Source organism: Pseudonocardia sp. Ae717_Ps2 (genome assembly GCF_001932475.1).
Lineage (GTDB): Bacteria > Actinomycetota > Actinomycetes > Mycobacteriales > Pseudonocardiaceae > Pseudonocardia.
In genome coordinates this window covers 274,516-287,301 of record NZ_MCIS01000001.1, presented here as the reverse complement: position 1 = coordinate 287,301, position 12,786 = coordinate 274,516, and the positions used below count along the sequence as shown (strand labels likewise).

Sequence of the window (12,786 nt, the reverse complement as noted above, 5' to 3'; positions counted from 1 at the left end):
AGAGGTGTGCCGCAACAGACGCCCAGGTCGGGGGCGCAAGTGAGGCGGCCCGCACCGCCGGTCAGGCGAGCCTCTGTTGCCTGGCGCGCGTCACGCGACCCCGACAACCTGAGCGCCATGACCACGGCTCAGGACATGCCCCAGGTTCAGCAGTGCGCCGCCACCAGCTGCTCCTACAACTCCGACTCCAGCTGCGGTGCGGGGGCGATCACGATCTCCGGTGAGCACGCCCACTGCGGCACCTTCGTCGAGATCTCGTTCCGCGGCGGCAGCGGCAACGGTCTCGTCGGTGCCTGTCACCGCTCGGACTGTCGGTTCAACGAGAAGCTCGAGTGCACCGCGTCGTCGGTGAACATCGGCGCGGGCGCCGACGCCGCCGACTGCCTCACCTACGAGGCCAAGTAGGCCAGCTCCTCCATCCGGACCTCGCCGCGCTCGTCGACGCGCAACGCGCCGTCGGCGACGGCGAGGGCCGCGACGGGGTCGATGTCGTCGACGAGGACGGCGACCCCGTCCGCGGCGACCGCCCGCAGTGCGAAGAGCACCGTGCTGCGGTCGTGCGCGTCGAGGCCGTCGGTCAGGCGGTCGGCGAGGACCATCGCGGTCGGACCCCGCCGGACCGCCTCCACCGACGCCAGCCGGTCGGCCGCCGACTCGGTCGCCCGCGCGCCGAGCCTGCGCACCACGGCATCGTGCCCGTCCGCGCACCGACCACTCGCGTCGTCGAGCCGGTTCATCGTGCGGCGACGCTGCACCGACGGTCCGAGCAGCACCGTGATGCTGCCGGTCGGCAGACGCAGAGACATGAAGCCCTCCCTCACCGGGACTGAGGCGAGGCTAACCGATGATCTCGGTCAGGTGAAGGCCTTGCGGTAGGTCTCGCGCAGCTCGCGCTTGAGGATCTTGCCGCTGGGGTTGCGCGGCAACGCCTCCACGACGTCGACCGAGCGGGGCCGTTTGAAGCCCGCGATCCGTGGGCGCAACCATTCGATGATCTCCTGCGGATCGACCGTCGCCCCCGGCCGCGGCACGACGACGGCCTTCACCGCCTCGCCCCAGCGTTCGTCGGGCACCCCGATCACCGCGACGTCGGCGACGTCGGGATGCTCAGACAGCACGTTCTCCACCTCGATCGGGTACACGTTCTCCGCGCCGGTGACGATCATGTCCTTGATCCGGTCGGTGAGGAACAGGTAACCCTCGGCGTCGAGGTAGCCACCGTCGCCGGTGCGCAGCGTGGCGTCGTCGCCGAGTGCGGCCGCGGTGTCCTCCGGCCGGTTCCAGTAGCCGGCGGTGACCTGGTCGGAGCGGATCCGTACCTCCCCCACCTCGCCCGGGCCGAGTACGCGGCCGGTCGCCGGGTCGACGATCGTCAGCTCGACCCACGGGTAGGGCCGCCCGGCCGAGCGCATGAGGTGTGCCCGCGGGCCGTCCGGGTCGTGGTCGGCCGGGTCGAGCTGGGTGATCGCACCGGTGGTCTCCGTCGCGCCGTAGACCTGGAACAGCGGCGCCCGGAAGGTCTCGACGACCGCACGCAGCGCGCCGACCGTGATCGGCGAGGCGCCGTAGGCGATCGACCGCAGCGCCGACCAGTCCCGGTCGGCGGCACCGGGCACCGCGGACAACATCTGCAGCACGGCGGGGACGAGGAAGGCGTTCGTGACACGCTCGTCGGTCATCGTGTCGAGCAGCGGGCCGGGGACGATGTCGGCGACCAGCACACAGCGCGCGCCGGCGGCCAGGCACACCAGCGCATAGCCGACCCCGCCGATGTGGAACAGCGGCATCGCGACCAGCGCCGACGACGTGTGGTCGATCGACCAGTGCCCGGCGGCGAGCAGCAGCGCGCTGAACTGCCGGTGCGCGAGCAGCACACCCTTGGGCAGGCCGGTGGTGCCGGACGTGTAGAGCTGCAGCACCGTGTCGTCCGGGCCGGATCCGGCAGGCGGCGACGGCGGCAGGACGGTGGTCGCGGCATCGCGCCAGGCCGCGTGGTCCTCCCCCACGACGACGACCGGCCGCTCTCCGAACGCCGCGCGCAGCCCGGCGAAGTCCGGGCCGAGCACCACCAGCCCGGCGCGGGCGTCGTCGACCAGCGCCAGCAGGTCGGCCTCGGTGAGCCGGGTGTTGAGCGGGACCGACACGGCGCCGATCCGCGGGGCGGCGAAGAGCAGCTCCAGGAACTCCGGCCGGTTCTTCCCGATCCACACGACGCGGTCCCCCGCGCCGAGACCGAGGTCGCGCAGCGCCGCCGCGGTCCGCCCGGCCCGCTGCTCCAGCTCACCGTAGGTCGTGGCGACGCCGTCGACCGACAGCGCGACGAGGTCCGCGCGGGCCGGATCGGCCAGGATGTCGGTGAGCCGGAAGTCCTCGGCAGAGCTCTGACCTGGCACGTCGTTCTCCCTCGGTCGTCGGTGACGCAGGTTCGACGGAATCGTATATGATAGTCGCCGTGTCGACGGCCGACTCCGTGCTCGACCTCTCACCGGGTCGCCCCCCCCAGCTGCCCGACCGGATCGCGCTCGTCCTGCGGGACCGCATCCTGTCCGGCGAGCTCCGACCGGGCACCTTCCTGCGGATGGACCGGATCGCCGCCGACCTCGGCGTCAGCCACACCCCGGTCCGCGAGGCGCTCCAGTCGCTGCGCGCCGAGGACATGGTCCACGCGGTGCCGCGGCGCGGGTTCGTCGTCGCCGAGCTGACCCGCGACGACGTCGCGGATTTGTTCGAGGTGCAGGCCGACCTGACCGGGACGCTGGCCGCGCGTGCCGCGCAGCGGCTGTCCCCCGCCGACCTCGCACCGCTGCGCGAGCTCGCCGACCGGATCGCCCGGCTGTGCGAACACACCCCCGAGACCCACGACCCGGCCGAGCTGGACCCGCTCGTGTCCGCCGAGCACCGGCTGCACGCCGAGATCAACCGGTCGGCGGGGTCGCGCAAGCTCGCCTGGCTGGTGGGGCGCTCGTCGCACTACCTACCGGCGCACTTCTACACCGGTTCGCCCGCCTGGCGGACCGGCGCGGTCGACGCGCACGTCGTCCTGCTGGACGCACTGGGCGCCGCCGACCCGGACGCGGCACGGGCTGCGATGCGCCGCCACGTCCTCGACGGCCGCGACCTGTTGCTCGCACACCTGGACCGCACCGGAATGTGGACCCACCACGACGAAGGAGTCATCTGATGCCCGTCACCCTGACCGAGGAGCAGGCCGCCCTGGCCACCGCGATCGGTGAGTTCTGCCGCCGCGAGGTCGGCTCCAAGGAGCGCCGCGACGAGCTGACCGACGGCGGCCGGCACGCCCACTCCGACGAGCTGTACCGGAAGATGGCCGAGCTGGGCTGGGTCGGCATCGCGGCCCCGGAGGCCTACGGCGGCGCGGGCCAGGGCATGCGGGAGCTGCTCGTGTTCCTGGAGGAGACCGCCTACGGCCAGGCCCCCATCGCCGGGTTCGGCACGACCGCCATCACCGCGGCCGCGATCGAGAAGTTCGGCACCGAGGACCAGAAGCAGGAGCTGCTCGGCGGGATGTGCCGGGGCAACGTCCTGGCGATCTCGATGTCCGAGCCCGAGGCCGGCTCCGACGTCGGCGGTCTGAAGTGCAAGGCGACCAAGACCGAGACCGGCTGGCGGATCGACGGGCAGAAGACCTGGTGCTCCAACGCGCACATCGCGTCGCACATCCTGCTGGTCGCCCGCACCTCCACCGAGGGCGGCAAGCACGACGGCCTCACCATGTTCGTCGTCCCCGCCGACGCCGCGGGGCTGACCGTGCGCGGTATCGAGACGATGGGCGGCAAGGAGGTCAACGACCTCTACTTCGACGCCTGTGAGCTGCCCGCCGACGCCGTCGTCGGCACCGAGGGGCAGGGCTGGCGCCAGCTCATGGCCGGCCTGAACCTGGAGCGGATGATGCTCGCCGGGCTGATGCTCGGGCTCGCCCGCCGCGCCTTCGACGACACCGTCGCCTACGTCAAGGAGCGCAAGCAGTTCGGCCGTCCGGTCGGCACCTTCCAGGCGCTGCGCCACCGCATCGCCGACAACGCCACCGAGCTGGAGGCGACCCGGCTCCTGGTGCACGACACCGCGCGGGTGATCGACGAGGCCCCGGCCGGAGCGCTGTTCCCGCGCGAGGCCTCGATGGCCAAGCTCAAGGCCACCGAACTCGCCAAGCACCTGTCCCTGGAGGGAATGCAGATGCTCGGCGGCTACGGCTACGCCACCGAGTACGGCATGGAGCGGCTGCTGCGCCAGAGCGTGGTCTCGACGGTGTACGGCGGGACCAGCGAGATCCAACGCGACATCATCGGCAAGTCCTACGGGCTGTAGGCCTCAGGCCGCGGAGTTCCGGGTGAGCTCCGCGGCCCCGCGGTCGTCGTCCGCCTCGGCCTGCTGGTCGGGGCGCGGGGCGGGGACGGCCGTCGGGCCGACGTGGGCGGCCGCCTCGGCGCGTACCCGCGCGGCCTCGGCGGCACGGCGGATGTGCGCCGGGACGAGCGCAGACCGCTCGGGCAGCCGCATCGGCGGCACCGCGCCACCGTTGCGGCGCACCTCACGGGACCGCTGCAGGTAGGCCCAGCCGCCACGGGCGAGCCGGCTGCCGCGCTCGACCAACCCGCTGTCGGGCATCGCGTCGCCGGCACCGGCCTCGCGGTCGGAGATGTGGCGCAGCCGGGCGACCGCGGCGGGGAGTCGGCGCAGTGCGACCGACCGGCCCTGCGGGGACAGCGCCACCTTCGCCAGGAAGCTGCCCAGCCCGATCGCGTAGCCCTCGAGCTGGGCGGTCAGCGCCGCCTGGTCGGGTCGGTGGTGGTGCCACAGGTAGGCGCCGGGTGCGTAGCCCAGGACGTGGCCGGCGAGGATCATGCGGACGAGGAACTCGCAGTCCTCGCCGCCGTGGGTGGGGGTGCCGGGGCCCATGGCCTCGTCGAAGCCGCCGACGGCGCGGGCGGCGCTGGCGCGGACGGCGAGGTTGGCGCCGATGCCGAACAGGCCGGGGGCGAAGGGGAAGATCGGGGAGTCCGCGGGGGGTTCGGCGAGGGTGAACCGGCGCGGGGTGAAGCCCTTGTTCCAGGCCAGGGCGACGTCGGCGGCGCGTTCCTCGGGGCTGGCGAGGCGGGCGGCCAGGACGGGGCCGGAGACGCAGGCGAGTTCGGGGTCGGCGGCGAAGGCGCCGGCGATGCGGGAGGCCCAGGCGGGGTCGACCTCGGTGTCGTCGTCGGTGAAGGCGACGATCTCGGTGCGCGCCTCGGCCAGACCCCGGTTGCGCCCGATGGACGCGCCGCGACGCGGCTCGCGGACGTAGCGGACCCGGTCGGAGCCCGCGGTACGCACGACCAGCTCGGTCCGCTCGTCGTCCGGGTCGTTGTCGACGACGACGACTGACAGCGCCGGGTGATCGGAGGCGAGGACCGCGCGCAAGCAGCGGGCCAGCGACTCGGGGCGGTTGCGCGTCGCGACGACCACGGTGACCGGGTCGGTCGCGGACGGCGCGGCGGCGACGGTGTCGGCCGCGGGCAGCCCGCCCACGGCGAGCGCGAGCTCCGCGGCCGTCGCCCGGCCGCCGCTCAGCGGCACCGTGACCTGGCCCTGCGGGGTGCCGCCGACGGTGACCAGCAGCCGTGCCGCGGCGAACCGCGGATCGACCTCGAGGTCGCGGGCCGGGGCGAGCCGGTCGAGCTCACCCACCCAGGTCGGTACGTCGGGAGTCGTCGCCATGAGCCCCATCCTGCTCACCGTCGCTGTGACGACGCTGAGACCGACCTGTGGGGACCACGGAGTGTGGGGCGCGCCACCCCGGACGGGGCCCCGCCCGGTGCCGCAGACCCGCCACGAGCCCCGAGGCCGGGGCCTAGGAGCGCCCGCGCGCCGCCAGCACCTCGGGGATCCGGTCCTCGATCCAGCCGACGAGCCCCGCGAGGTGACCGGTCACGCCGTGGCCGAGCTCGGTCAGGCCGTAGCTGACCTGCGGCGGGGTGGTCGGCACGACCTCACGGTGCACGAACCCGTCGCTCTCCAGGGTGCGCAGGGTCTGCGCCAGCATCTTCTCGCTGATCCCGCCGACGGCCCGGCGGAGCGCGGAGAACCGGTGGTCCCCACGGGACAGGACGACGAGGACGAGCACCGCCCACTTCGACGTCACGTGGTCGAGGACGGACCGCGACGGGCAGCTGCTGTTGAACGCGTCACCCGAGAACAGCCCCGTGCGCCGTTCCACCTGCGTGCTCACCGTGCAACCACCTACTTACCCCTAGGTACGTACTTACCGATCGAAAGCTTATCCGGCAGTGTGGCCACCGTCCACAACGAGATGGGGAGACAGCAATGATCATCGTGACCGGGGCGAGCGGGAAGCTGGGGGGCGCGGCCGTGCGGGCGCTGCTGGAGACCGTGCCGACGGAGCAGGTGGGCGTGCTCGCCCGGTCCGCGGAGAAGGTCGCCGACCTGGCAGCGGCCGGGGTCCGGGTGCATGTCGGCGACTACGAGGACCCGGCCTCGCTGAAGGCGGCGTTCGCCGGTGCCGACGGTCTGCTCTTCGTGTCCGGCTCGGACGTGACCCCCGGGGTGCGCGAGCGCCAGCACGGCAACGTGGTCCGGGCCGCGGCCGAGGCCGGCGTCGGGCACGTCGTCTACACCAGCGCCGTCGGGGCCGACCGGCCCGACGCGCCCGGCTTCCTCGCCGACCACACCGTCACCGAGGGCCTGCTGCGCGACTCCGGGCTGCCGGCGACACCGCTGCGCAACACCTTCTACTCCGACATGTTCGTCAACCCGGCCGTGGTCGGAGCGGCGATCGAGGCCGGGGAGACGGTCGCCGCGGACGGCGGCCGGGCGCTGAACACGGCCACGATCGCGGACCTGGCGCGGGCGGCCGCCGTCGTCGTGGCGGGTGGGCCGGGCGAGCACGCCGGGCGCGCCTACGAGCTGCGCGGTCCGCTGTGGACCTACGACGAGCTGGCCGCGACCATCGCCGCGGAGTCCGGGCGGCCGGTGACCCACCGCCGGATCCCGCTCGACGAGGCCGGCGACCTCGCGTTCCTGGGCGGACTCATCTCGTCGGGGCTGTTCGCCGAGCCGTCGGACGACCTCGCGGCGCTGCTCGGCCGTCCGGCGACCGGGATGCCCGAGCTGGTCCGCGCCTCCCTGGCCTGAGCCGGGAACAGAACGACCGGCGCCGCGGTTGTGGTTGACGTATCAACCGAACGGGCCGGAAGGAGGCCGCACCGATGAGGATCGACGCGCTGTCCTGGATGACCGGGACGGAAGCAGGGCCTGCCGACCGGTGGGAGCACGCCGGGTACCTGTTCGACTCCGGCGACCCCGCGGGGGCCGCGACGGTGCTCGCCGAGCTCGTCGCCGAGCAGCCCGAGGCCACCGCGGTCCGGCTGCTGCTGGCCCGCGCGTACTACCACTCCGCGCAGCTCGGCCGGGCCGAGACCGAGCTCCGCGAGCTGGTGGAGCGCGAGCCCGCCGACGGTTACGCCCACCTGCTCCTGGGGCGCACCCTGCAGCGCCGTTCGCGTCACGACGAGGCCGCACCGCACCTGCGGCTGGCCGAGGCGATGGGCGTCAGCGCCGGGTGACCGTGCTCGGCAGCGCCGGTTCCGACCGGCGCTGCCGGGGCACCACGACCGGGCCGGTGAGCCCGTCGACGACCGGGACACGGTCGACGAACAGCAGGTAGCCGCCGCAGGTGAGGGTGGCGAACAGCCCGAGCTCGACCGCGGCGTGCACCCCGTCGGACAGCATCACGATCATGCCGAGGTGCAGCCCGAGCCCGGCGACGACGGCGACCGGCCGCAGCCGCGACGACCACAGGCCGAACGCCACGAACAGCTCGGTGAGCACCGCACCGAAGGCCATCGGCACCAGGAACAGCGGGGTCAGGATCGCCGCCGGGACCAGCACCGAGTCCCACGCCCAGGACGCCAGCCCGTTGCCGGACAGGAAGTCCGGGCGGATCTTCGAGAGCGCGGCGTAGACGTAGACGATCGTGATCTGCGCCCGGAGCACCAGCACCGGCGCCGCCCACACCCGGCAGGTCCCCTGGTCACGCCACGAGCGGACCGACCAGGCCGCGTCGGAGTCGGTGAACGACAGCAGCACAGCCACGGTGAACAGCAGGTAGGTGTGGTTGGAGTAGTAGCCCGCGCCCCAGACGAAGCCCGCGGTGCACGACGCGACCACCAGGGCCGCCACCCGCGCGTTCCACCCGACGACGAGGGCCAGCGCCGCCAGCCCCATCACCGCGCCGAGTGCGAGCCAGACCGGCGCGGGCAGCACCGGGCCGACCCCGAAGAGCGGCCCGGCCCGGGTCCCGAGCAGCGGGCTCACGCCGAGCTCCAGCGCCTTCGCCCCGGCGACGAGCCCGACCAGGATGCGGTACCCGGCCAGCGGCCGCGCCGGAAGCGTGTCGGGGATCCTCAGCACGACTGCTCCCGCTCCGGACGGCCGTCCCAGGTCCGGGACACCGCGGTGAGGTCGGGGTTCGCCGCGCACAGCAGGTCCGGGACCGTGGACCCGTAGTGGACGGTCCGCTGCGGCCACGGCAGCGCCGCCGTGTCGAGACTCCGGAGGGCGCCGTCGGCGGTCCGTCCGGAGTAGGCGTACTCCGTCGAGGAGGCGACGAACATGCTCCACGAGTAGCGGCGCGGCGGGTCCGTGGTGAGCAGACCGACCGCGGGGATCACGGCCTCCACGACGACGACGCCCGCCAGCAGCCATCCCGCGGTCCTGCGCGTGAGTAGCGACACACCCGTCCCATCGCGCAACGACGTCCGGGCGTTAGCCGGTCACTCCGGGTCGAGGGAGTAGATCCGGACCCAGTCCACCTCGTAGGTCGCCGGCTGCATGTTGCCGCCGAAGAAGTTGTCGAGCTGGATGGTCAGGTGCCCGCTCGGCATGGCCTGGATGTTGCTGCGGCCGGACCGGGCGCCGTCGGAGAAGGAGAACCACTCCTTGCCGTCGATGAAGCCCTTCACGTGGTCGGGCGTCCATTCGATCGCGACGTTGTGCCACTCGCTCAGTGGTGCGCCGCAGTTCCTCTCCTTGGCGTGCTCCTGCTGGACCGCGCCGCGGCCGTGCGGGTAGTGGATGAACGCCTCGGCGCACCGCTCGCCGGGGGCACCGTTCTCCAGGAAGTCGTACTCGCCGTCCTGGGGCCAGCGGTCCGACTGCGGCCAGATGATCAGCAGCGGGTGGTACTGCCTGCCGTTGTTCGGGCCGGTGCCCTCGGAGCGGACGCGTGCCTCCCAGCGGCCGTACTGCTGGTTGAACTTCGACGAGATCCAGGCCGAGTCGCCGTTGCGGAGCCCGGTCTGGACGAGCTTGCCGTCCTTCACGGTGGACCGGCTGGCGCAGCGGCCGCCGTTGCCGGCGTGACCGGGCCAGCACTCGCCGGCCTGGTTCCACTTCGCCGGGTCGGGCGGTCCGGTGTAGTCGAACTCGTCCGACGCCGGCAGCGGCACGCCCCAGCCGTAGCGCTCGGCCGCGCTGGTGGCGCCGGGGCGGGGCCTGCTCTGGTCGGCCGGTCGGGCCGAGGGGTCGGTCACGGCGGGCTCCTCCGTGGGGGCAGCCGGGTCTCCCGGCGACGCGGGCTTGTCGACCGGCGGGGTGGCCGGCTCCGTGGACGGAGTCTCCGCCGGGTCGGGGGCGGGCTGCTCGGCCGGGGCCGTGGGGGTGTCACCCGGGGCCGGAGCCGGCGGGGTCGTTGCCGGCGGGGTCGTTGCCGGCGGGGTCGTTGCCGGCGGGGTCGTTGCCGGCGGGGTCGTTGCCGGCGGGGTCGTTGCCGGCGGGGTCGCCGGCTTCTCCGCCGGTGCAGGTGTGTCGGCCGGAGTGGGCTTCTCCGCCGGTGCAGGTGTGTCGACCGGGGCCGGCTTCTCCGCCGGAGCAGCGGCCGGCGGACCCGCAGGCTGGGGGGCCGCAGTCGGCGCCCCAGCCGGAGCGGGCTTCTCCGCCGGAGCAGGCTTGGCCGGCGGAGCAGCAGCCGGCGGAGCAGCGGGCCGCGGGGCCGGAGCCGCAGCCGGAGCGGGCTTGGCCGCCGGAGCCGGAGCCACTGCCGGAGCGGCGGGCTTCCCGGCCGGCGCCGCGGGAGCGGTGGGGGCGGTCCCGGCTGCCGGGACGGGCTTTGCCACGGGGACCACCGCTGCGGCGGCCGGATCCCGTGGAGCGGACGCGGTCACCGGCACGGTCGGAGCCTTGGCGGGAGGAGCCGGAGCGGTGGCTCCGTCCGCGGCCTTCCCGGAGGGCGCGGACGGAGCGCCCAGGGTGGCCCGCGTGGGCGGCACGGAAGCGGCAGGCGCGGAACCGACGGCCGCCCCCTCGGGTGCGGCCGAGCTCGTCGTGTCCTCGGCGCCCCGCACGACGGTCTCGCTCGCCGTCGTCCCGGCGCCTGCGGCCCAGGACGACGATCGCAGAGCGGAGTCGACCGGACTCCCCGAGCTCCCCGACGGGCTGGACATCGGTTCGGCGAGCACGCCGGGCGCCGCGGGCAGCGCCGGCTGCGGGGCGACGCCGGACACGACGGGTGCGCTCGCCGCGGGCAGAGGCGCGCCGTCGGTGATCAGGAGCACCCCTCCGGTATAGAAGACGGCACTCACCGTCACCACCGCCGCAGCGCTCATCACTGTGCGTCGTGCCAGTCCACGCCTCATTGGCCCCGTTCCCGTCCCATCGGTGTCCGCCTTGTCCGATATCGAGGAAACTAGAAGCACACAGTGCACAACAGCCACTCCCGCCACTTGTATGAGGGACGAACTCACCCTCACGGCGGTCACCCGAATCCATCCGGTGCTCCGATTGCGTTGTGACACAAAGGAACGCGGGAATAATCGGGATCAGTGGGACGACGGGGATGAGTCCGCTGCTCCGTTCGAGCGGTCGCCACAGATCGCCGCTGGTCAGGGCCGGGCGGGCGATGTCTCCGGTGCCTGCCCCCGGACCAGCACCGCGACCCGCGACGGCGCCCCGGTCACGGCGGACGCCGGCCCGTCGCTCCAGCCCGCCGCAGGTGCTCCGGCCACCAGCGGTGGCCGCCGGCCGGAGCGGTGCCGCCGGTACCAGTGGACACTGGGGTCGTGATCGACGATCCGATCGCCCGGCTGGAGCGGCTCGCCGGGCCGGAGGGCACCGCACTGCTGGACCGGCTCGCCGTCGCCGATCGTGGCGGCGACGCCGCGCTGCGACTGGGTACCGCGTTGCGCCGCGAGCACGACGCCGAGCTGGTAGCCGACGCGATGGCCCAGGCCGACCTGCGCGACCGGGCGGCCCGCAAGTTCGCACGGGCACGGCAGATGTGGTTCACCCGTGACGGGCTCGAACAGGCGTCGTCGGAGGTGATCGCACGGCACCGCGCCGCGCGGTTCGCCGGCCGCACGGTGCTCGACCTGTGTTGCGGGATCGGCGGGGACCTGGTGTCGCTCGTCGCCGCGGGGCACGACGTCACCGGCGTCGACCTCGACCCGGTGCACCTGTGGATGGCGGCCCGCAACGCCGCCGTACACGGGGGGCGGGCCCGCACGGTGCGCTCCGACGTCCGCGATGTCGACCTGTCCGGCGCCGACGGTGTCTTCGTCGACCCCGCCCGGCGCACCGGCGGCGGCCGGCTGCGCACCGGGGAGTCCGAGCCGCCGCTGGAGTGGTGCGTCGGGCTGACCGGCCGGGTCGGCGCGGTGGGGGTCAAGGCGGCCCCGGGCATCGACCACGACACCGTCCCGGCCGGCTGGGAGATCGAGTTCCTCGCGCTCGGGCGCGAGCTGAAGGAGGCGTGCGCCTGGTCGCCGGCGGTGGCCGGGGCCCGCACGCGCGCCACCGTCGTCCACGACGACGGGGTGCACCAGCTCTCCGGCGAGCCCGACCCGCCGGACGGGGACACCGGGATCGCGGTCGGCGAGCCGGGCGGGTGGCTGCTGGACCCGAACCCGGCCGTCACCCGCGCCGGGCTGGTGTCGGCGCTCGCGCGGGCCACCTCGACGTCGCGGATCGACCCGCGGATCGCGTTCCTGACCGGCGACGACGAGCCCCCGCCCACCCCGTTCGCCCGCCCGCTGCGGGTGCTCGACTCCCGCCCGTGGGACCAGAAGCGGCTGCCGCGTCTGCTCCGCGACCTGGACGTCGGGGCGGTCGACGTGCGCCGCCGCGGCCTGGCCGGCGACGTCGAGGCGCTCGCCCGCAGGCTGCGCGGCCGCGGGTCGCGGCACGCGACCGTGGTGATGACCCGGGTCGAGGACCGGCCGTGGGGCCTGGTCTGCGTGGAGCCGGGCAGCGCCTGATCAGCCGCGCCCGGGGAAGTGGATGAACTCCAGCGTGATGCCGTCCGGGTCGCGGAACTCCAGGGTGGCGTAGTCGGTCGGGTCGGTCCGGTCGACTACGCCGCCGTGCGGCACCGTGAGCGCGTCCAGCCAGGCGGCCCAGTCGTCGAGGGTGGCCCGGTCCGCGACGCCGAACGCCAGGTGGTCCAGGGCCCCGCGGACCGGGCTGCCGTCGCCGTCGGCGTGCAGCTCGATCATCACCCCGGTGACCGCGTCGAGCAGCAGGGCCGCCTTCTCCGGGTCGCCACCGCCCGCACCGTGGTGCGGGAAGGTCATCGGCAGCCGTTGCAGCCCGAGGACGCGCTGGTACCACAGCGCACTGGACTCCACGTCGGTCACGACGGCCGACACGTGGTGGAAGCCGGTGACCGCCGGTCGTTCGATGGCCGAACCCATGGGCGTCCTTCTCCTCGCCGGCCACCCGCGGGATGACCGGGCCTGCTCCTCGTCGCGGTGCAGTACACCACCGGCGCCCGCCCGG

At 74.1% G+C, this 12,786-nt stretch carries 15 protein-coding genes; 7 read left to right on the top strand and 8 right to left on the bottom strand.

What is annotated here, in order from left to right; genetic code table 11:
• Window positions 1–117: 117 nt before the first annotated feature.
• Window positions 118–405, top strand: coding sequence for a DUF1540 domain-containing protein (locus tag Ae717Ps2_RS01430; protein WP_043279421.1), 288 nt, complete (start codon window positions 118–120; stop codon window positions 403–405).
• Here Ae717Ps2_RS01430 and Ae717Ps2_RS01425 read toward each other — a convergent pair.
• The gene (locus Ae717Ps2_RS01425) at window positions 390–806 is read right to left on the bottom strand and encodes a hypothetical protein (protein WP_020624913.1); all 417 of its coding nucleotides are present in this window, start codon (window positions 804–806) and stop codon (window positions 390–392) included. The two genes, Ae717Ps2_RS01430 and Ae717Ps2_RS01425, sit on opposite strands and share 16 nt — an antisense overlap.
• A gap of 48 nt (window positions 807–854) precedes the next feature.
• Window positions 855–2,393 carry a long-chain-fatty-acid--CoA ligase gene (locus Ae717Ps2_RS01420; protein ID WP_075308560.1) on the bottom strand — a complete coding sequence of 513 codons (1,539 nt, stop codon included), beginning with the start codon at window positions 2,391–2,393 and terminating at the stop codon, window positions 855–857.
• Window positions 2,394–2,452: 59 nt separating this feature from the next.
• On the opposite strand from Ae717Ps2_RS01420, the gene Ae717Ps2_RS01415 reads away from it, so the two are divergent.
• The gene (locus Ae717Ps2_RS01415; protein WP_158071439.1) at window positions 2,453–3,181 is read left to right on the top strand and encodes a GntR family transcriptional regulator; all 729 of its coding nucleotides are present in this window, start codon (window positions 2,453–2,455) and stop codon (window positions 3,179–3,181) included.
• The gene (locus Ae717Ps2_RS01410) at window positions 3,181–4,326 is read left to right on the top strand and encodes an acyl-CoA dehydrogenase family protein (RefSeq protein WP_075308564.1); all 1,146 of its coding nucleotides are present in this window, start codon (window positions 3,181–3,183) and stop codon (window positions 4,324–4,326) included. Before Ae717Ps2_RS01415 ends, Ae717Ps2_RS01410 begins: the two co-directional genes overlap by 1 nt.
• A 3-nt stretch (window positions 4,327–4,329) precedes the next feature.
• On the opposite strand, the gene Ae717Ps2_RS01405 is transcribed toward Ae717Ps2_RS01410, so the two are convergent.
• Window positions 4,330–5,715: a glycosyltransferase family 2 protein gene (locus Ae717Ps2_RS01405; RefSeq protein WP_075332915.1), complete on the bottom strand. Its 1,386-nt coding sequence runs from the start codon at window positions 5,713–5,715 to the stop codon at window positions 4,330–4,332.
• Between the two features lie 133 nt (window positions 5,716–5,848).
• Window positions 5,849–6,226 (bottom strand): helix-turn-helix domain-containing protein, encoded by a 378-nt coding sequence (locus Ae717Ps2_RS01400; protein WP_075308586.1) that lies wholly within the window; start codon window positions 6,224–6,226, stop codon window positions 5,849–5,851.
• A gap of 95 nt (window positions 6,227–6,321) precedes the next feature.
• Between Ae717Ps2_RS01400 and Ae717Ps2_RS01395 the strand changes: the two genes are divergently transcribed.
• Window positions 6,322–7,149 (top strand): NmrA family NAD(P)-binding protein, encoded by an 828-nt coding sequence (locus tag Ae717Ps2_RS01395; protein WP_075308588.1) that lies wholly within the window; start codon window positions 6,322–6,324, stop codon window positions 7,147–7,149.
• A gap of 74 nt (window positions 7,150–7,223) precedes the next feature.
• Window positions 7,224–7,580, top strand: coding sequence for a tetratricopeptide repeat protein (locus Ae717Ps2_RS01390; RefSeq protein WP_020624570.1), 357 nt, complete (start codon window positions 7,224–7,226; stop codon window positions 7,578–7,580).
• On the opposite strand, the gene Ae717Ps2_RS01385 is transcribed toward Ae717Ps2_RS01390, so the two are convergent.
• The 3 genes from Ae717Ps2_RS01385 to Ae717Ps2_RS35880 are packed head-to-tail and all read right to left on the bottom strand — an operon-like array spanning window position 7,567 to window position 9,548.
• Complete coding sequence (locus Ae717Ps2_RS01385; protein WP_075308590.1) at window positions 7,567–8,427, bottom strand: HTTM domain-containing protein; 861 nt, start codon at window positions 8,425–8,427, stop codon at window positions 7,567–7,569. The two genes, Ae717Ps2_RS01390 and Ae717Ps2_RS01385, sit on opposite strands and share 14 nt — an antisense overlap.
• Window positions 8,421–8,750 (bottom strand): hypothetical protein, encoded by a 330-nt coding sequence (locus tag Ae717Ps2_RS37190; protein WP_075308592.1) that lies wholly within the window; start codon window positions 8,748–8,750, stop codon window positions 8,421–8,423. The genes Ae717Ps2_RS01385 and Ae717Ps2_RS37190 overlap by 7 nt, the downstream gene beginning before the upstream one ends.
• 39 nt (window positions 8,751–8,789) lie before the next feature.
• Window positions 8,790–9,548 (bottom strand): glycoside hydrolase family 16 protein, encoded by a 759-nt coding sequence (locus Ae717Ps2_RS35880; RefSeq protein ID WP_075332914.1) that lies wholly within the window; start codon window positions 9,546–9,548, stop codon window positions 8,790–8,792.
• Between the two features lie 724 nt (window positions 9,549–10,272).
• On the opposite strand from Ae717Ps2_RS35880, the gene Ae717Ps2_RS35875 reads away from it, so the two are divergent.
• Both Ae717Ps2_RS35875 and Ae717Ps2_RS01365 read left to right on the top strand, forming a co-directional pair.
• Entirely contained in the window at window positions 10,273–10,581 is a 309-nt protein-coding gene (locus Ae717Ps2_RS35875) for a hypothetical protein (RefSeq protein WP_139318836.1), read from the top strand.
• 491 nt (window positions 10,582–11,072) lie between these two features.
• Window positions 11,073–12,266, top strand: a complete 1,194-nt coding sequence (locus Ae717Ps2_RS01365) for a class I SAM-dependent methyltransferase (protein ID WP_233147406.1) — start codon at window positions 11,073–11,075, stop codon at window positions 12,264–12,266.
• Here Ae717Ps2_RS01365 and Ae717Ps2_RS01360 read toward each other — a convergent pair whose 3' ends face one another.
• Complete coding sequence (locus tag Ae717Ps2_RS01360) at window positions 12,267–12,701, bottom strand: VOC family protein (protein ID WP_020625876.1); 435 nt, start codon at window positions 12,699–12,701, stop codon at window positions 12,267–12,269. It lies immediately after the preceding gene.
• Between the last annotated feature and the right edge of the window lie 85 nt (window positions 12,702–12,786).

Excerpts from the sequence above, each read along its gene's own strand:
- Ae717Ps2_RS01410 (WP_075308564.1), top strand. The coding sequence starts at position 3,181 with ATGCCCGTCACCCTGACCGAGGAGCAGGCCGCCCTGGCCACCGCGATC.
- Ae717Ps2_RS01430 (WP_043279421.1), top strand. The coding sequence starts at position 118 with ATGACCACGGCTCAGGACATGCCCCAGGTTCAGCAGTGCGCCGCCACC.
- Ae717Ps2_RS01395 (WP_075308588.1), top strand. The coding sequence starts at position 6,322 with ATGATCATCGTGACCGGGGCGAGCGGGAAGCTGGGGGGCGCGGCCGTG.
- Ae717Ps2_RS01425 (WP_020624913.1), bottom strand. The coding sequence starts at position 806 with ATGTCTCTGCGTCTGCCGACCGGCAGCATCACGGTGCTGCTCGGACCG.
- Ae717Ps2_RS01405 (WP_075332915.1), bottom strand. The coding sequence starts at position 5,715 with ATGGCGACGACTCCCGACGTACCGACCTGGGTGGGTGAGCTCGACCGG.
- Ae717Ps2_RS01360 (WP_020625876.1), bottom strand. The coding sequence starts at position 12,701 with ATGGGTTCGGCCATCGAACGACCGGCGGTCACCGGCTTCCACCACGTG.
- Ae717Ps2_RS01390 (WP_020624570.1), top strand. The coding sequence starts at position 7,224 with ATGAGGATCGACGCGCTGTCCTGGATGACCGGGACGGAAGCAGGGCCT.